The sequence below is a fragment of the Mesorhizobium sp. M0074 genome (assembly GCF_040322975.1).
Lineage (GTDB): Bacteria > Pseudomonadota > Alphaproteobacteria > Rhizobiales > Rhizobiaceae > Mesorhizobium.
On sequence record NZ_JAMYUM010000008.1, the window covers coordinates 75,681 to 93,496 of the forward strand.

The following is a 17,816-nucleotide window of genomic DNA, read 5'->3' on the forward strand; positions in this document are numbered from 1 at the left end:
CGCCAGTCAGCATTCGCTACATGGTCGATGATGTCGCCGCCTCGATCGACTTCTACTGTGGACATCTGGGCTTCGCTGTTGAACAGGACGCCCGACCGGCGTTTGCTTCCGTCACACGCGGCGCTTTACGGCTCCTTCTAAGCGGACCCGGCAGTTCGGGTGCACGGGCGATGCCGGATGGCCGGCAGCCGGTGCCGGGAGGTTGGAATCGCATCCTGTTGGTGGTGCCGGACCTGAAAGAAGAGGTTGCGCGCCTCAAGAGTGCTGGACTTGTCTTTCGCAACGATATCATAACGGGCGTCGGCGGTTCCCAGACGCTGCTCGAAGACCCATCGGGCAATGTCATCGAGCTGTTTCAACCCGCCGCTCACTGACGAACGTTTCTCGCAATAATCCAACTCACTTCCCCGAAAGCAGGACATGATGAATTCGAGACCCTCGATCGCCTTTGCCAAATTCGCCGCGCCCAAAAAAGGCAGCGTTTTCGTTCTGGTGGCCGACGAGGGCGGCCTCAGCGATGCCGCCAGGGCTTGCGATCCGGCAAAGACCCTCGAGCGGGCTTTTCCGGTCGCCGACTTCACCGGCAAATTCGCCAGCCTGGTCGAAGTGCTGGCACCGGAAGGGACATCGCTCGAGCGGCTGGTGGCTGTCGGTGCCGGCAAGGGCTCCAATCTCGATGATTACGCCTGGCTGAAGCTCGGCGGCACGATTGCCGCGTCCTTTCGCAAGGCAACCGAAGTGGCCGTCGTGCTCGATCTTCCCGGTGCGGCCGTCAGCGGCAGGCAAGCCGTTCAGCTTGCAGCGGGCATCCTGCTGCGCAGCTATTCCTTCGACAAGTACAAGACCAAAAAGAACAATGGTGACGACAAGCGCGAGCCAAAAAAGCCTGTCAAGGTGACTATTCACACCGCCGATCCGGCAGCTGCAAAGAAGGCCTTCGCCGATGAAGCGGCGGTGATCGACGGCGTCTTGCTGGCGCGCGATTTGGTCAATGAACCGGCCAATGTTTTGGGACCGGTGGAATTCGCCGCCCGCATCGCCGAACTGGAGGCGCTCGGCGTCACGGTCGAGATCCTGGCCGAGAAGGAGATGAAGAAGCTCGGCATGGGTTCGCTGCTGGGCGTAGCGCAGGGTTCGCCGCGTGGCGCCCGCATCGCGGTCATGCGGTGGGACGGCGGCAAGGCCAAGGAAAGCCCGGTCGCCTTTGTCGGCAAGGGCGTCACCTTCGACACCGGCGGCAATTCGATCAAGCCGGCGTCGGGCATGGAGGACATGAAGGGCGACATGGGCGGCGCTGCTGCCGTCACCGGGCTGATGCACGCGCTGGCCGCGCGCAAGGCGAAGGTCAATGTCGTCGGCATTGTCGGGCTGGTTGAAAACGCCGTCGACGGCCACGCTCAGCGACCGGGCGACATTGTCACCTCGATGTCGGGCCAGACTATCGAAGTGCTCAATACCGACGCCGAGGGCCGCCTGGTGCTGGCCGATGCGCTCTGGTACTGCAACGACCGCTTCCAGCCGAAATTCATGATCAATCTGGCGACGCTGACCGGCGCCATCATGGTCGCGCTCGGCCAGCATTATGCCGGCCTGTTCTCCAACAATGACGAGTTGGCGGACCGGCTGACGGCGGCCGGACAGGCGACGCAGGAGCGGGTGTGGCGCATGCCGCTCGGTGCCGAATACGACAAGCTGATCGATTCCAAGAATGCTGACATGAAGAACATCGGCGGCCGCCATGGCGGCGCCATTATCGCCGCGCAGTTCCTGCAGCGCTTCGTCAAGGACACGCCCTGGGCGCATCTCGACATCGCCGGCACCGCGATGGGCGCGCCTTCCAGCGAGATCAACCAGTCATGGGCTTCCGGCTTCGGCGTTAGGCTGCTCGACCGGCTGGTGCGCGATCATTACGAGCAATGAGCGGCTGGGGCGGGACTCCGACAACGTAGACTGAACGCATGGCCGAGGTTCTGTTTTATCACCTGACCGAATCGACGCTGGAGGATGCGCTGCCCGGCCTCCTGGAGCGCAGTGTCGATCGCGGCTGGCGCGCCGTGGTGCAGACCGGCACCGAGGAACGGCGCGACGCGCTGGACCAGCATCTGTGGACTTTCCGGGACGATTCGTTCCTGGCCCACGCAACGGATCGCGAAGCCCATCCCGCCGAGCAGCCGGTGCTTCTGACCGTCGGCCCTGACAATCCGAACCAGGCGCAGATACGCTTCCTGGTCGATGGGGCGGTGCCGCCGGAGCTTGGCGGCTACCAGCGCGCCGTGTTCCTGTTCGACGGCCACGATGCAGCCCAGCTAGAGGCGGCACGCACGCACTGGACGATAATGAAGGAGGCCGGCCACACCGTGACCTACTGGCAGCAAACGCCCGACCGGCGCTGGGAGCGCAAGGCTTAGAGAATTTGCAGCCAAGTGGAATCACTGGCGCCGCAAGAGTGCGACGACAAAACGATTGACCGCCGGCCATTCAAAAGATCTGAGTAAGCCCGATGCCGCCCGATGAACGAACACCAGGCATGCCGATAGATGCCGCACTTGTTCGCCGGCTGATTGCCGCGCAGTTCCCCAAATGGGCGGACCTGCCGGTAGAGACGGTCGAGCCTGGCGGCTGGGACAACCGCACGTTCCGGCTGGGCGACAGCATGTCGGTGCGGCTGCCGAGCGCTGCCGCCTATGTCGCCCAGGTCGAGAAGGAGCATCGCTGGCTGCCTCGCCTGGCGCCTCACCTGCCTCTGCCGATACCCGTGCCGCTGGCCAAAGGCGCGCCCGGGGAAGGCTATCCATGGCCTTGGTCCGTCTATCGCTGGCTTGGCGGCAGACCGGCGGCTGGTGGACTGATTGCCGATCTTACTGAGTTCGCCCGTTCGCTGGCCGGCTTTCTGGTTGCGCTCTACCGGATCGACGCTGCCGATGGGCCACCGGCAGGGCAGCATAATTTCCACCGCGGTGGCCGGCTTTCGGTCTACGACGCCGAGACCCGAGCCGCGCTCTCGGCGCTCGGCGGCCGCATCGACAAGGCCGCAGCCGAGGCCGTGTGGGCGACGGCCCTTGGCGCCGGATGGCAAGGGGCGGCGGGATGGGGGCCTGGGCCCGGTGCCTCGGGCACTCAGGTCGTCGGAGGTGGCCAAATGTGGGCGGTCGGCGATTTCGGCAGGAGGGCTATCGGCGATCCTGCCTGTGACCTGGTGATCGCGTGGACGGAATTTTACGGCGAGAGCCGCCAGGCGTTCCGCGCCGCCATTGCCCTTGACGAGCACAGCTGGGCGCGCGCACGGGGCTGGGCGTTGTGGAAGGCGCTGATCGTCGCCTCGGGACATGACGGCAACCAGCGCGAGGCGGAAAAATCGTGGCGGGTCATCGATGAGGTGCTGGCGGATCACACAAACAGTCGAAGCGGGAAGGCTAATTCAGTCTGAACGCGTCCCGCTCTAGTAACGAAAGCATTACTGCCCGCCCCATCTCCTTCCTGAACGTATCGAAATCGACCTGCATGCCGTTGAAGATGGTGCTCCAATGGCGGGTCAGCGCTGAAACGGCGACCGCCTCCTGGATCTCCTCGTCGGTGGCGCCGGCGCGCTTGGCGTCCTGCGTGTCCGACCAGATACAGTAGTTGCACGGGATTTGCGCCGCCACCGCCAGCGAGATCAGCGACTTGACCTTCGGCGGCAGCGCCGTCTTGTCGCTGAGCTGGATGGCCTTGACCTCGGCCCATGCACCGGGCAGACCGGCTTTCGGGAACTGCTTTACGAAACCGGGCACCCCGCCCATGGTCGACTGGATGTCCTTGACGGTCGCGTCATACTCATCGGCATAAGAAGGAGCTGCAGCCAGCGTCAGCACACAGGTGGCGGCGAGCAGGCAGGCACGGCGGATGGAAGAGTGCTTTGATGAAAGAGTACGACAGACAGACATGACATTCTCCTCTGGCGTTTGTTAGCCTTACGATGTAAGGTACTGTCGAAAATTAGCCTTACAGTGTAAGTTGTCAAGCGGCACCATGGACACATCGATCAAAAAAAAGCGACCGCGCGGCCGGCTGTCTCGCGAGATGATCGAGGATGCGGCTTTGAAGGTTATCGAGAGCGAGGGCCTCGCCGGGTTTTCGATGCGCAAGCTGGCGGCAGAACTCGGCTGCGAAGCCATGAGCATCTATCACCACTTTCCTTCGGTGGCGCATCTCTTCGAAGCCTTGGTGGATCGGCTGATCGGCTCCCTCGAAATGCCCGACGCGGACCTCCCTTGGCGACAAAGGTTACGCATTGCCGTGCAGGATTTCCGCCGCGTCGCGCGTGAGCACCCGGCCTTTGCCACGTTCCTTGTAACCTACCGGATGAATTCGCCGACCTGTCTCACTTGGCTGAACGGCATCCTTGGCCTGTTCGAGTCCGGCGGCTTCGGACCGGAACTGGGTGCGCGGCTGTTCCGCACCACCGGCTATTATCTGATGGGTGCCATCCTCGACGAGACTGCCGGCTATGCAAAGGGGCCTTCGGCCGTGACCATCGTCAGCGACGAGCAACTGGCGCAGGATTTTCCAAAAGTAGCTGCGGCCGGGCGTTATTTCGGCACCGCCGAATTCGACCGGACGTTTGATCTCGGCCTTGAGATGCTCCTGGACGAAATGGAGCGCGCCCGCGACGGCACCAGCGCGCCGAATACCGGGTCTTGACCTCATGCGCTCTCTGTTCGCCCTGATACTGCTCATCGGTACCGGCATCGGCGTCGTCTATCCCTGGGCGATGACCAATTTCTCCGGCCGTGAGATCGGCATCTGGCGGGTTTACGACCAGGGCCGGTTCAAGCCGGTGACCGTGCCCCTGAGCGCACGCGACGGGCCGCTACGCGTGCTGGTCGACCTTACGGCGAGAGCCGAGCGCATCGTCTCGCAGCAGCGCACTGTGTTGACCCTCACTGCCGCCACCGGCGGCAGGACGGTGCTCGCCTCGACGCTGCAGTTCAATCACTCCGACAATCCGCGCCAGGTCAGCCCGCAACTGCCGGACAGGATCTTTCGCGACGAGGCCGGCCTGATCCCGACCGTTACCCCTGGTTCTTACATCTTCACCGTCGGTCCGGGCGACGCCGAAGGCATTCCGATGCGGGCCGTCGATCTCGTCCTGCGCTCGGGGGCCGGCGAGGTCGACCGCCGGGCGCGCCCGGTCGGTTTTTCCCTGATGGCGGCCGGCCTGGTGGGGCTGGTGCTGGCATTCCGTTTCGGCGGCCGCCGGCCGGAAAATCCGAACTCGCAGCCGCCACCGCCGCGCTGGGGCAGGGGCTCCAATTGAACTATCGCCACGCCTACCACGCCGGGAACTTCGCCGACGTCGTCAAGCATGTCGTGCTCAGCCGGCTGATCGAATATCTGAAGCAGAAGGACAAGGCGTTTCGGGTCATCGACACCCATGCCGGCATCGGCCGCTACGATCTGTCCTCGACCGAAGCGCAAAAGACCGGCGAATGGCAAGGCGGCATCGGCCGGCTGGTCGACGCCGCACTCGATGCGCCGGCGGCGGCACTGCTGGCGCCGTATCTTGAAGCCGTCCATTCGCTCAATCCGGAGGGCGGCGTGAAAAAATATCCGGGTTCGCCGCTGATCGCCCGGCACCTGATGCGCAAGCAGGACCGGCTGTCGGCAGTCGAACTGCACCCTAAGGATGCCGCCAGACTGAAGGCGCTGTTCGACGGCGACTTCCAGACCCGGGTGATCGAGCTCGACGGCTGGCTGGCCCTCGGCGCGCATCTGCCGCCAAAGGAAAAGCGCGGCCTCGTGCTCATCGATCCGCCTTTCGAGGAAGAGGGCGAGTTCGGTCGCTTGGTCGACGGGCTGCAAAAAGCCCATCGGCGCTGGCCAGGAGGGATTTACGCGCTGTGGTATCCGCTCAAGGACCGCAGGGCGGTCGCCGCCTTCCGCAAGGCGCTGAAGCAGACAGGCATTTCGAAGCTGCTCGACATCGGTTTTGAGATCAGGCCGGCCGCCGTCGAGCCGAGCCTCGACGGCTGCGGCATGGTGGTGGTCAATCCGCCCTTCACGCTGGAAGACGAGTTACGGACGCTGTTGCCGGCGCTGCACCGGCTGCTTGCTGTCGAGCAGCCGTCGCACTGGACGCTGGACTGGCTGGCGGGAGAGTAGTTTGAGGCGCGGCCCTGCCGTTCCGTCAGCGCAACCATCGTCACCACAACCACGGTCGCTACAACCGCTTGACCGCGCGTCAGCGAATCCGCACAGTGCGCGCAGTCGACCTTGAGAGGCTGCCATGACTCGCTTCGCCCAATCCGCCCTTGCCGCACTGCTCGCCTTTTGCACGCCGCTGGCCGCGCCTCTTGGCGTCACCCAGGCAGTCCAGGCGGCCGACCTTGCAATCTATACCGACGAGGATAGCGGCGTCTGCGGCGAGGCCTGGGTGCTGAACAAGATCACCGACCGCTTCTCCTACCAGGTGCATCACGTGCCGCATCTGCCGGATGTGCAGATCGTCGACTTCCAGCGCATCCATCAGCATCGCTATCTGCCGGCCGACGACACCTGGCCGATCGGCCGCCGTTATTGCGGCGCCACCGTCAGCCTCTCCGACGGCGGCGCTCGCACCATCTGGTACCTGATCGAGGAAGGCCAGGGTTTTGCCTCGATCGGCGACAATGTCGAATTCTGCGTCTCGGGCTTCGACCGCTGGATGGTCTACAACGGCCGCTGCCGCGTCCTGCGCTGATCGCGCACTCGCTGATTCCGATTTTTAGCACCGGCCACCTGATCGACCGTCACCGTTTCCATGCGGCGCAGCATTCGCGGGAAGCGCGATCTGCTGTCACGAGTTTGCGGGGAAACAGCACTACATGGATTCGTTTGTTTATACTGTTGCTCTCGGCGCGGTCGTTGCTGGCTTCGTCCAGGGGCTTTCCGGGTTCGCTTTCAGCCTGGTTGCCATGTCGATTTGGATTTGGACCGTGGAGCCCCAGCTTGCTGCCGCCATGGCGGTCTTTGGGGCGCTCACCGGCCAGATCATCGCCGCCGTCACCGTCCGCCGGGGCTTCGACCTCAGGCTTCTGCTGCCATTCCTGATCGGCGGGATCATCGGGATTCCGGTCGGTGTCGCCATCCTGCCCTTGCTGGATGTGCAATTGTTCAAGCTGGTCTTCGGAGCGCTGCTGGTCGTTTGGTGTCCCTTGATGCTCTTTGCCCGTCGCCTCCCTCCCATCACGGTCGGAGGTCCTGTTGCAGACAGCGCAATAGGTCTGGTCGGCGGCATCATGGGTGGACTTGGCGGCTTCACCGGCCCGGTTCCAACGCTGTGGTGCGTGCTGCGCCAATGGGAAAAGGACAGGCAGCGCATTGTCGTCCAAAATTTCAACCTGGTGACCCTCTCCATGACGATGGCTGCCTATCTTGCGGCCGGAAAGATCAGGCTCGAAATGCTGCCGATGTTTGCCATCGTTGCGCCGGCCATGTTGATACCGACGCTCCTTGGCGCGAGACTCTACGTCGGCGTTAGCGAGGCGACTTTTCGAAAGATCGTCCTCACACTCTTGGCCGCATCAGGTGGGGCATTGTTGGTATCGTCCTTGCCGCACCTCATAAGCCGGGTTTGAACGACACACAGAAATCGCGACTTCCGCCGTGCCATGCGCTATCGACCGATGCGGCCTGCTCCCGATAGGTAGGCGCAGATCAGTTCGACGAGTTGCTTTTGCAGCTCCGGCGCGGCGAGCATGTTCCGGCGTGCCGCGTTGTGGATCACACCTTCGATCGCTGACGATAGCACGCGCGCCACGGTCTGCATGTCGGCGCCTTTCCTTGGCTTGCGATAAGTGGCGACAGCAGTCGCATAGTGATTGAGGTATTGTGCCTGGAACGAAGCATGGGCGGCCCTGGAGCCGCGATCGCCCGGCGCCTCGTCGAGCAGCACCTGATGTAGTGTCGGGTGAATGCTGTGCGCGGCGATCATGCCGCGCACCAGCTCCTGCGCGAATTTCCTGAGCGGCTTTTGGTCTTCCGCCGAATCGCGAATGACCGACAGCACATGATCGAAGTGACGGCGCCGGACGGCAGCGAGCAGGGAAAGCTTGTCGGGAAAATACTGGTAGAGCGTGCCGATGCTTACACCTGCTGTCTCGGCAACCTTGTTGGTGGTGAAGCCGGCCCACCCCAGCCCGCTCAGAACATGAGCCGCCGCCTCGATGATCGCCTCGACGGTTGCTCTGGAACGCGCCTGGCGCGGCTGTTTGCGCATGCGCGGATGCGGTTTTGCAATGCGAGTAGACACGTTCGCCCATTCTCCTGAAAATATAAACAACATACTCGCATTTCCGGAAAAGGACACCGACCATGAATGCGCTCGCTCTGCTTCGCAGCCTGTTTGCCTATCAGGCCTGGGCCAATGACGAACTGCTGGAAAAGCTCGCGAGTCTCGACCCGCATGTTCACGGCAAGGAACGGCAGGCCGTGATACGGCTCGTCGATCACAGCCATGTGGTGTCGCGGATATTCTCGGCGCACCTGGTTGACGCAAGCCATGGCTACTCCGCCGACACCACCGAGGACACGCCGGCGTTCGACGAACTTCGCGCCGCGGTCGCAGCGACCGATCGCTGGTATCTCGATTATCTCGAAACCGTTTCGTCGCGGCAGCTGTCCGAGCCCGTCGCATTCGTGTTCACCGACGGGGATAAGGCATTGATGTCGCGACAGGAAATGCTGACCCACGTCGTACTGCACGGCGGCTATCATCGCGGTGAAGCGGGGCGCATCCTGGCGCAGATTTCGGTCATGCCGCCATGGGATACCTTCGCCGTCCATCTCCACAGGGCCGAGCCTTCGCGCCGGCTGCAGATAGGCCGTGAGCCGCTCGGCGCCTGAACGGCCAAGCGCTTTCGATCACGGTCGGCTCGACCGGATCTATCGACGGATATCCTGTCCTTCAGAAATGCGAGCTGTCTGCTTACTTTCATCGCGTCGTGCAAGATAGTGCAGCGGCGTGCTCGTCGCGTTGCTTCCTACTTACCTGTAGTTTATCGTTTCGGACAAGACGAGGCGGGCGACCGCCTTCGCTCTTGACAATGTTCGCGCCGAGCGTCGGACGTTGAAGCGCAAAGCTGGTCGAACAGGTCATGAGCTTGACGAGAAGACCGGTCGAGATAGAGCGACCAGAATTTCTGTCGCAGAACTTCGCTGCGGGACACAAAGATTCGCAGCCGATTTTTGCGCGGGTAAAATGGTCGCGCGCTCGCCGTAACCGAAACTTAAGCTACAAAAATCATTCTAATGCTTCGCTGGCTAGCAAGCCGCGAGTCAGATATGCAATGCGCGCCGGGTCAATAACGGCCGTCGGCACAACGGAAGGGGCATGATATGGCTAAGCAGTCATCCAAAGCGCCGGCATCCAAGGCACCGGCAAAGTCACCGGCAAAGAAAGCACCGGCAAAAGCAGCCGCGGCAAAGGCCGCAACTGCTGTGAAGAAAGCAGCACCCGCGGCCAAAGCGAAGGCCGCTGCGCCTAAGGCAAAAGCAGCGCCGGCCAAAAAGCCGGCCGCCAAGGCCGCGGCAAAACCAGCCGTGAAGAAAGCAGCACCGGCCAAGGCAAAAGCAGCACCGGCCAAGGCCAAGGCTGCACCGGCAAAGAAGGCGGCACCGGCCAAGAAGCCGGCTGCAAAGGCCGCGGCGAAGCCCGCTGCGAAGAAGGCAGCACCGGCAAAGGCCGCCGCTGCGAAATCTTCTGCAGCAGTGAAGAAAGCAGCGCCCGCGGCCAAGCCGAAGGCAGCGCCCGCAAAGGCGAAGGCCAAGAAGTAGTCGCGGTCCTGCTGTCGCAGGGGACAGTACTCAAGACAGCCAGGGCGGGATGCCGGACAGGCGCCTCGCTTCTTGGTTGACAGTCGGGCAGGACCAGAAAGAGGCGGGAGGAAGACGTCTTTTCGCAGCTCCCAGGACTTCGCCATGCGGCGAAGTCCGGTGGGATATTCGTGGCTGCCAAAACCAACCTTCGGTGCAAGGCCGAGTTGGTAGTTGCTCGGATCTGGATTGTCCGACCTGCTCGCGTCTGCCGCCGCACCTCCGGCTCATCGCATCCGAACGCGAGACTATGGCTGCACGCTGGCGGCGCGGTTTTCCGCCTCTGGCCGTTGATGAACCCTGCATGATCGGTCAACAGTGCCACGCACGAGCCCCTGTCGGAATCGATTTTCGGTAAGGGTCATGCGCGAAGTCACAATGCTACCGCGTCCTTTTGCGCGTCCAACAGGACGTATGGAGCTGTAGCCGACAAACAGGAATCGACAATGCCCAGACTGCTCTACGCGTCTACTTCCCCCTATAGTTCCAAGGTGCGCATGGCAGCACTTCATGCCCGCATTGCGGTCGATCTCGTGCCGATAAAGACCGAGGAAAGGCCGGCCGAACTGATCGGCGCCAATCCGCTCGGCAAGATCCCGGTGCTGGTGCTCGATGACGGCCGCTCGGTCCACGACAGCCGCGCCATCACCCAGCATCTCAACCGGATGTCGAAGAACGCATTGTTTCCGCGCAATCCCGACAAGCGCCTTGAGGCGGAGGTGCTGGAGGCATTGGCCGACGGCATCTGCGACTGCGCGCTGTCGATGGTCTATGAGCGGCGCACACGGCCGGAAGAGATGGTCTACCAGCCTTGGCTCGAGCGCCAGTGGACGAAGATTTCGGCCGCGCTCGATCTGCTCAACGCGAACCCGCCGAAGCTGCCGAAGAAAATCACCCTCGGCCAGATCGCACTGCGCGCCTGCCTCGGCTATCTCTCGCTGCGCTTCGCTGGAAAATGGGAAAAGGGCCGCGGCCGGCTGACGCGCTGGGCGGCACGCTTCGACGAGAAATTCCCGGAGCTGAAGCCCGCCATCCCGGCTTGAGGACAAGCGGTCTCAACCGATGCCAACAAAAAAAGCCGGGCGCGAGGCCCGGCTTTTTCGTGTCGTGGCTTGGACGACTTAGAACTTCATACCGACGCCGAAGGTGACGCGATTGTCGGTCGACTTGACTTTGCCGATACCGTCGAAGTCCTTCCTGCCGAAGTCCGTGTAACGATACTCGACACGGCCGAACACATTGTCGGTGATCTTGATGTCGGTACCGACGCCGGCTGTCCAGCCAAACTGGGTGTTGGTGTCGCTGACGCCGGCCGCTTCAATCTTCTGGTTCTTCAGCGCGCCACCGGCGGTGCCGTAGAGCAGGATGTCCGGGGTGACAGCGTAGCCGAGGCGGGCACGCAGCGAGCCCTCGAAGCCACCCTTGGCCTCGATGCCGGCATCGTCGCCCTTGACGCCGTTGTAGCCGATATCGGCTTCGGCACCGTAGACGAAGTTCTCCTGCTGCCAGTTATAGCCGCCGAAGACGCCGCCGACAAAACCCTTGGTGTCGACGTCGACGCCAATGTCTTTGGCTTTGGCATGGCCCGCGAAGCCGTAGCCGACGCTCACACCGGCATAGGGACCGGCCCAGGATGCGACCGGAAGTTCTGCGATCGGGGCAGGTGCCGGCGGCTCTTCCTGAACCACGTCCGCGGCATAGGCGGTTCCGCCGAGGGCGAACAGCCCAAACGCCACCGCGAGCGGTCGCGCAAATTTAAGATTGGCTTGCATTGTTCTTTACTCCTTAAGCCACAGGACACAGGCTTGTTTTTTCATGAGCGCCCTCAACCCGTCCGGGGGGTGAAACGGATCCGGCGTTCAACGGTTCCAAATGTCGTGTCGAAATGCGGCTGAAGCGAACCTGAACTTGGGTCATTACCTGGCACGAATGAGGCAGAACCTTGACGTTGCATCTTCGCAACAGCGAATGTCAGCAGGTTCGCCGTGCTGCACTGCACACGGCTTGGTGTAAGGGCTCCAGCGCCCTATATTGCGGGCGGGCTGGCCCGAATTCCGGTCGAGCCAAAACGCCCACCGGCCACTTTGCCACAATCCTGCCCCAGGTGGAAATGGGATTTAACGCTTGGCGGGCCATAATTTGCCGGCGCGATCCCGGCAGGTCGGAATCGGCATCGGATTAAGGATTGACAGATGAGCAAGGTCGCCGCGACGGCACTGGTGACGGGCGGGGCGAAGCGGATCGGCAGGGCGATCGTCGAAGATCTTGCCGCGCATGGTTTTGCCGTCGCCATTCATTGCAATCGCTCGCTGGCCGAGGCGGAGGAACTGGCGGCCCAGATCACCAGTGGTCATTTTGGTCGACATGGCCGGGCCGCAGTGGTTGCTGCCGACCTGACCGACATGGACGCGGTCAGCAACCTTGTCGGCCGCGCTGCGGCGGCACTCGGGCCGGTGTCGCTGCTGGTCAACAACGCCTCGCTGTTCGAGCACGACAGCGTTGAGGATTTCGACTGGCCGGCCTGGGATCGCCATTTCGCCATGCATGTCAAGGCGCCGGCGCTGTTGGCACAGACTTTCGCCCGGGCCTTGCCGCAGAACAGTGAGGGGCTGATCGTCAACATGATCGATCAGCGCGTCTGGCGACCGACGCCGCGTTATTTCTCCTATGCGCTGTCGAAGTCGACCTTGTGGGCGGCGACCGAGATGATGGCGCAGGCGCTGGGTCCCCGCATCCGTGTCAACGCCATTGGTCCTGGCCCGACCTTGAAGAACACGCGCCAGCACGACAGCGATTTCGATGCCCAGATTGCCGGGCTGATCCTGAAACGCGGCCCGGAATTGCCGGAATTCGGTGCCACTATCCGTTATCTCTGGGCGGCACGCTCGGTCACCGGCCAGATGATCGCGCTTGACGGCGGCCAGCATCTTGCATGGCAGACGCCCGATGTGACAGGCATGACGGAATGAGCCCCATGGACCAGAAACAAAAAACGCGCGGTGGCGCCGACGACCTGCCGCCCGAAATCGACCTCGAGGACGAGGCGGCCGAGGAGGTCGTCGAGCGTGCAGCCAGCGGTCCGGACGTTACCTTCACCGCCATCGACTGGACCCCGCATGCCGGCGACGCCGACGGCATGGTCGGCGCCGAGGTGATCCAGACGCTGGTAAAGCGGCTGCCCAATGCGCCCGGCGTCTACCGCATGATGAATGCCGCCGGCGACGTGCTCTATGTCGGCAAGGCACGCAGCCTGAAGAAGCGGGTCACCAGCTACGCGCAAGGCCGGTTCCACACCAGCCGTATCGGCCGCATGGTGCGCGAGACATCGACCATGGAGTTCGTCGTCACCCGCACCGAGATCGAAGCGCTGCTGCTTGAAGCCAACCTCATCAAGCGCTTGCGGCCACGCTTCAACGTGCTGATGCGCGACGACAAGTCGTTCCCCTATATCCTGTTGACCGGCGACCATGTCTCGCCCGGTATTTACAAGCACCGCGGCGCGCGCTCGCGCAAGGGCGACTATTTCGGCCCCTTCGCCTCGGCCGGCGCAGTTGGCCGTACCATCAACTCGCTGCAGCGCGCCTTCCTGCTCAGGAGCTGCACCGACTCCTTCTACGAGAACCGCACCCGGCCTTGCCTTTTGTTCCAGATCAAGCGCTGCGCCGGCCCGTGCACCGGCGAAATCTCGCACGGCGACTATGCAAGGCTTGTCGCCGAGGCGAAGGATTTTCTCTCCGGCCGCAGCCAGAAGGTGAAGACGGAGATCTCCGCCGCCATGCAGCAGGCTTCGGAGAACCTCGATTTCGAACGCGCCGCCATATATCGCGATCGGCTGGCGGCGCTGTCGCATGTGCAGAGCCATCAAGGCATCAATCCGCAGACCGTCGACGAGGCAGATGTCTTCGCCATCCATCAGGAGGGCGGCCAGGTCTGCATCCAGGTGTTCTTCTTCCGCACCGGCCAGAACTGGGGCAACCGCGCCTATTTTCCCAAGGCCGATCCGGCGCTCGAAGCCGGCGAGGTGCTGGGATCGTTCCTGGCGCAGTTCTACGACGACAAGCCGACGCCGCGCACCATCCTGTTGTCGCATGGCGTCGAGGACCAGGAATTGCTGGCGGAGGCCCTCTCCACCCGCGCCGGCCGCAAGGTGTCGATCTCCGTGCCGCAGCGCGGCGAGAAGAAGGACCTGACCGACAACGCGCTGCAGAACGCGCGCGAGGCGCTCGGCCGGCGGCTCGCCGAAACCTCGACCCAGGCGCGGCTGCTCACTGGCTTTGCCGAGACCTTCGGCCTGGAAAAACCGCCGGTGCGCATCGAGGTCTATGACAACTCGCACATCATGGGCACCAACGCCGTCGGCGCCATGGTCGTCGCCGGGCCGGAAGGTTTTGTGAAGAACCAGTATCGAAAGTTCAACATCCGCTCGACCGAGATCACGCCGGGCGACGATTTCGGCATGATGCGCGAGGTGATGCAGCGGCGCTTTTCGCGGCTGTTGAAGGAACATGGCGACGCCCCGCAAACCGAGGGCGCGGGCGAGGCGAGTCCTACCGAACCGGGCGACGATATCGAGGACACGGGCGGCTTCCCCGCCTGGCCCGACGTCATCCTCATCGACGGCGGCCAGGGCCAGATGACGGCGGTGCGCAAGATCCTGGCCGATCTCGGCATCGAGGACCGGGTCGTGGCCATCGGCATCGCCAAGGGTCAGGACCGCGATGCCGGCCGCGAACGCTTCTTCGTCAAGGGCAGGGCCCCATTCTCGCTGCCCGTTCGCGATCCGGTGCTCTATTTCGTCCAGCGGCTGCGCGACGAGGTCCATCGCTTCGCGATCGGTTCGCACCGCGCCCGCCGCAAGAAGGAGATGGTCAAGAGCCCGCTCGACGAGATCAGCGGCATCGGACCCGGCCGCAAGCGCGCGCTGCTGATGCATTTCGGCACGGCCAAGGCGGTCAGCCGCGCCGCCGTCGAGGACCTGGTCAAGGTCGACGGCATTTCCGAGCAGGTGGCGAAATTGGTCTACAATCATTTTCACGAGAAATGAAAATGCCTTGGCGCATTGATCGCCGGATGCTTTCATATCTGCCATAACTACCGGATATTTCTGGCATATTCGTTTTGTAGGGGCGGTCAGCGCGCGTTTCATATCGGGGGTGATCATAGTGCGTCGAGGTCGCCAAACCCGTCACACCGCGCTGTGTGTCAGGGCAGGGGGTAGGTGATCGGTATGCGGTCGCGATCATTCGCCCGGTTCCTGGGGTTTGTGCCACCACCATTTGATGAAGCGAGCAATCGCGATCAGACCGGCGACGACGCCAAATAGGCTCGCGGTCAGGGTGAGCACCTGCCCGAGGTCGAGAGTAACTATCATAGGAGCGTTCCTTTCAAGACAGATCTCGCCATTGAGAAAAGTTCTAAAAGGAACTGCTAAGATAGACGCAGGCAGGCGGCGCGATGTCAACGGGCAAAATGCCGTGATACCCGAGACGTTTGGGGAACAAGTGGCACGAACAGGAATAGAGTGGAACCAACGTGCATAGAGTGGAACGAACTTACGCGAAACGGGGCGATCACATCTGCGTTACTTACACCATACCGAGATGACCGCGCGCCCTCGCGTACGCCGTTCATTTGTTCGCGAAATGATTCCGTCCCATGCGGCACCCGGGTTCGTAGCATTCGGATTGAGGGACATTGGCGCTTTATCCCTGCAACATTTGCCACAGGGTAGAAGGCGATCATTGAGACTGTCGATCGGTTGACGCGCGACTAGGTGACCGGCGATTAGTTGCCGATCATCTTCTTCCAGCCACTGGCTAGGCGCGCTTTGTCGTACGCGGCTGCTTCAACGGTGATTTTTTCATCCTCTAGCGCAACCTGTCGGAGAGCGTCCACGAGGTCGTTGTAGTTTTTAAGGGCATTCTGGTCAGGAAATAGGATTTGGCCACTCTCATTTATGGAAATCTCTCCCATATCCAAGAGAAGCTTTGTCGCTGACGCGGCGATCTCAAACATGCGCTGGTAATTCGTAGCCCTACGCTCCACGAAATTGCGCTCTGCGGCACGTTCTTGGGACAACCCTCCAAGAAATGGATCTCGTGACCCTTCAGGCAAACGGCTTGCTATAACGACAATTTTCGTGCGCTCGTCGGCCAGCAATGCATCGACCGCGGGCATAACAAGCCGGACTTGTACCAGCTTGGCGTTGGCCGCTTGATACGAGGCCAATAGTACACTGCGGTCCGTGACCTTCGCAGTTTCTAGAAACCCATCAAGGGTGTGGTCATCAAATTGAGTGAAAAGTTGTCCAACACTATTGTTCGTCTGGTCAGTTACCTCTCGGCTGTCGCGACCTACAGACCCTATCACAGTCTGCGATGTGCTTAACGCCTTCTCAAAGTTCTCCGCGCCCCCCGCCTGAATGTCGCGTTGGAAGCGCTTTACGTCGATATAGCCGCTTATCCTTGCTTGGTTTGATAGAACCAGAACTGCAGCAGTCATCAAAAAGAGAATATCGTGGCGGAAATTAGTGCGCGCGGACTTTATGAGGGCGTAGTAAACTAGGCTAAGCATCAGAAAGATACCGACTGCCTCGCCGGCGACATAGGCAAACCCGCCGGCGATAGACCCGGTCGTGAAATAACTTACTGCCGCTACGGTTGCGACAAGAACAGCAAGCCCCAGCAAATCAAAACGTTTCATCTCGCTCCCCCAACAGGACATCAGTCGTTGTTGGAGGCTCTCCTGTCAATCTTCATGCGCCATCATTGGTACTGGAACCACTATTCCTCGCGGATAGCTCGCAAGGTCGCATGGAGTAGCTTGTCTTCGCGTTTGAGGGTTTTGACCCGGCCGAGGGTCCGGCTTGATCCATTCGGCCTCGTTCTTGTCGGCGCCCTTTGGTGGTGTGCCTTTGCCGGCTTGAACACGTTGCCAAAGGCGTTCGCGCATAGCCTTGGTCAGGGCGAAGTTTGCCGAACCGACATAGCGCCGTTCCGTATCGCGCGTGGCCATCAACGCTAAAGGTGCCGAACCGGGTTTACGTTTGAACGTCGCCTGGTGAGATGGTATTGCTCGCGATCGTGCAAGCTTGAGGCCCGCAAAATGCTACATGTTGAGCGGTTGATTGCCGCAGGGTACGTTGAGAAGCGTCTTCCTGTCCCCATGTTTTAGGGGGTTGCGTCCTGCATTACGCGGTTCGCTGCGGGGACAGGCGATTCGCGACATCGGAGCATGTGGTTGCAACGTTGCGCGATTTGTCCCGAATAATTATTTCACGAGAGCTAAGACGTATTGCCGACATTTCGGCTGGCTAATCGATTCTGGCCTGTTGACCCCCCACATTCGCTTCTGATTTGACTAAGCAGGCAGAAAGAGTTCCCAAAACATGGCTCAGCGCGCGTTCAACTTGCCCAACATGCTCACTTACGCCCGCATCCTGGCGGTGCCGCTGGTGGTGCTGTGCTTCTTCCTGGAAGGGCATCTGAAATCGAGCGACTTCGCGCGCTGGTCGGCGCTCATCATTTTCCTGCTCGCCTCGATCACCGATTACTTCGACGGCTATCTGGCGCGCGCCTGGCAGCAGACCTCCAACATCGGCAAGATGCTCGACCCGATCGCCGACAAGCTGCTCGTCGCCACTTGCCTGCTGCTGCTCGCCGCCGACACCGATCGCCATGCCGGCATCGCCGGCTGGTCGCTGTGGGCGGCGATCATCATCCTGTGCCGCGAGATCCTGGTCTCGGGCCTGCGCGAATATCTGGCGGCCTTGAAGGTCTCGGTGCCGGTGACGCAGCTCGCCAAATGGAAGACCACCATCCAGATGATCGCCATCGCGTTCCTGCTGGCAGGTCCCGCCGGCGACAAGATCTTCCCGCTGACCACCCAGACCGGGCTGGTGCTGCTGTGGATCGCAGCCCTGGTGACGCTCTACACCGGCTACGACTATTTCCGCGCCGGCCTCAAGCACATCATGGATGAATAAA

20 protein-coding genes are annotated in these 17,816 nt (G+C 61.9%); 15 read left to right on the forward strand and 5 right to left on the reverse strand.

Annotated elements, in window-relative coordinates:
* Positions 1-20 precede the first annotated feature (20 nt).
* The 4 genes from NKJ73_RS13070 (at position 21) to NKJ73_RS13085 (ending at position 3,427) form a co-directional block, all read left to right on the forward strand.
* Positions 21-374 (forward strand): VOC family protein, encoded by a 354-nt coding sequence (locus NKJ73_RS13070; RefSeq protein ID WP_502894455.1) that lies wholly within the window; start codon positions 21-23, stop codon positions 372-374.
* Positions 375-423: 49 nt separating this feature from the next.
* The gene (locus NKJ73_RS13075; protein WP_352569821.1) at positions 424-1,920 is read left to right on the forward strand and encodes a leucyl aminopeptidase; all 1,497 of its coding nucleotides are present in this window, start codon (positions 424-426) and stop codon (positions 1,918-1,920) included.
* A 38-nt stretch (positions 1,921-1,958) separates the two neighbouring features.
* Positions 1,959-2,408: a DNA polymerase III subunit chi gene (locus tag NKJ73_RS13080; protein ID WP_352569687.1), complete on the forward strand. Its 450-nt coding sequence runs from the start codon at positions 1,959-1,961 to the stop codon at positions 2,406-2,408.
* Positions 2,409-2,527: 119 nt separating this feature from the next.
* Positions 2,528-3,427, forward strand: a complete 900-nt coding sequence (locus NKJ73_RS13085; protein WP_352569688.1) for an aminoglycoside phosphotransferase family protein — start codon at positions 2,528-2,530, stop codon at positions 3,425-3,427.
* On the opposite strand, the gene NKJ73_RS13090 is transcribed toward NKJ73_RS13085, so the two are convergent.
* On the reverse strand, positions 3,414-3,923 hold the full coding sequence (locus NKJ73_RS13090; protein ID WP_352569689.1) for a carboxymuconolactone decarboxylase family protein: 510 nt from the start codon (positions 3,921-3,923) through the stop codon (positions 3,414-3,416). The two genes, NKJ73_RS13085 and NKJ73_RS13090, sit on opposite strands and share 14 nt — an antisense overlap.
* 85 nt (positions 3,924-4,008) lie before the next feature.
* Between NKJ73_RS13090 and NKJ73_RS13095 the strand changes: the two genes are divergently transcribed.
* The 5 genes from NKJ73_RS13095 (at position 4,009) to NKJ73_RS13115 (ending at position 7,595) form a co-directional block, all read left to right on the forward strand.
* Positions 4,009-4,680, forward strand: coding sequence for a TetR/AcrR family transcriptional regulator (locus tag NKJ73_RS13095; RefSeq protein WP_352569690.1), 672 nt, complete (start codon positions 4,009-4,011; stop codon positions 4,678-4,680).
* Positions 4,681-4,684: 4 nt separating this feature from the next.
* The gene (locus NKJ73_RS13100; protein ID WP_352569691.1) at positions 4,685-5,296 is read left to right on the forward strand and encodes a hypothetical protein; all 612 of its coding nucleotides are present in this window, start codon (positions 4,685-4,687) and stop codon (positions 5,294-5,296) included.
* On the forward strand, positions 5,293-6,141 hold the full coding sequence (locus tag NKJ73_RS13105; protein WP_352569692.1) for a 23S rRNA (adenine(2030)-N(6))-methyltransferase RlmJ: 849 nt from the start codon (positions 5,293-5,295) through the stop codon (positions 6,139-6,141). Before NKJ73_RS13100 ends, NKJ73_RS13105 begins: the two co-directional genes overlap by 4 nt.
* Before the next feature lie 124 nt (positions 6,142-6,265).
* Positions 6,266-6,718, forward strand: coding sequence for a hypothetical protein (locus NKJ73_RS13110; RefSeq protein WP_023677684.1), 453 nt, complete (start codon positions 6,266-6,268; stop codon positions 6,716-6,718).
* A gap of 124 nt (positions 6,719-6,842) precedes the next feature.
* Positions 6,843-7,595 (forward strand): sulfite exporter TauE/SafE family protein, encoded by a 753-nt coding sequence (locus NKJ73_RS13115; RefSeq protein ID WP_352569693.1) that lies wholly within the window; start codon positions 6,843-6,845, stop codon positions 7,593-7,595.
* 38 nt (positions 7,596-7,633) lie between these two features.
* Here the strand turns inward: NKJ73_RS13115 and NKJ73_RS13120 are convergent, their stop codons facing one another.
* A complete protein-coding gene (locus NKJ73_RS13120; RefSeq protein WP_502894595.1) occupies positions 7,634-8,269 on the reverse strand; it encodes a TetR/AcrR family transcriptional regulator in 636 nt (211 codons plus the stop codon).
* 62 nt (positions 8,270-8,331) lie between these two features.
* Between NKJ73_RS13120 and NKJ73_RS13125 the strand changes: the two genes are divergently transcribed.
* The 3 genes from NKJ73_RS13125 (at position 8,332) to NKJ73_RS13135 (ending at position 10,874) form a co-directional block, all read left to right on the forward strand.
* Positions 8,332-8,862 (forward strand): DinB family protein, encoded by a 531-nt coding sequence (locus NKJ73_RS13125; RefSeq protein WP_352569694.1) that lies wholly within the window; start codon positions 8,332-8,334, stop codon positions 8,860-8,862.
* Positions 8,863-9,354: 492 nt separating this feature from the next.
* Positions 9,355-9,792 (forward strand): hypothetical protein, encoded by a 438-nt coding sequence (locus tag NKJ73_RS13130; RefSeq protein ID WP_084641221.1) that lies wholly within the window; start codon positions 9,355-9,357, stop codon positions 9,790-9,792.
* Positions 9,793-10,277: 485 nt separating this feature from the next.
* Entirely contained in the window at positions 10,278-10,874 is a 597-nt protein-coding gene (locus NKJ73_RS13135) for a glutathione S-transferase family protein (protein WP_352569696.1), read from the forward strand.
* A 78-nt stretch (positions 10,875-10,952) separates the two neighbouring features.
* Here NKJ73_RS13135 and NKJ73_RS13140 read toward each other — a convergent pair whose 3' ends face one another.
* Positions 10,953-11,603 (reverse strand): outer membrane protein, encoded by a 651-nt coding sequence (locus NKJ73_RS13140; RefSeq protein ID WP_292662341.1) that lies wholly within the window; start codon positions 11,601-11,603, stop codon positions 10,953-10,955.
* A 420-nt stretch (positions 11,604-12,023) separates the two neighbouring features.
* Here NKJ73_RS13140 and NKJ73_RS13145 point away from each other — a divergent pair, with 420 nt between their 5' ends.
* Both NKJ73_RS13145 and uvrC read left to right on the forward strand, forming a co-directional pair.
* Entirely contained in the window at positions 12,024-12,800 is a 777-nt protein-coding gene (locus NKJ73_RS13145) for an SDR family oxidoreductase (protein WP_352569697.1), read from the forward strand.
* Entirely contained in the window at positions 12,797-14,875 is a 2,079-nt protein-coding gene (gene uvrC, locus NKJ73_RS13150; RefSeq protein ID WP_502905373.1) for an excinuclease ABC subunit UvrC, read from the forward strand. Before NKJ73_RS13145 ends, uvrC begins: the two co-directional genes overlap by 4 nt.
* A 195-nt stretch (positions 14,876-15,070) precedes the next feature.
* On the opposite strand, the gene NKJ73_RS13155 is transcribed toward uvrC, so the two are convergent.
* The gene (locus NKJ73_RS13155; protein WP_023719794.1) at positions 15,071-15,202 is read right to left on the reverse strand and encodes a hypothetical protein; all 132 of its coding nucleotides are present in this window, start codon (positions 15,200-15,202) and stop codon (positions 15,071-15,073) included.
* Positions 15,203-15,615: 413 nt separating this feature from the next.
* The gene (locus tag NKJ73_RS13160; RefSeq protein WP_352569699.1) at positions 15,616-16,533 is read right to left on the reverse strand and encodes a hypothetical protein; all 918 of its coding nucleotides are present in this window, start codon (positions 16,531-16,533) and stop codon (positions 15,616-15,618) included.
* Between the two features lie 685 nt (positions 16,534-17,218).
* Here NKJ73_RS13160 and pgsA point away from each other — a divergent pair.
* Positions 17,219-17,815, forward strand: coding sequence for a CDP-diacylglycerol--glycerol-3-phosphate 3-phosphatidyltransferase (gene pgsA / locus NKJ73_RS13165; protein ID WP_352481786.1), 597 nt, complete (start codon positions 17,219-17,221; stop codon positions 17,813-17,815).
* Position 17,816: the final 1 nt, after the last annotated feature.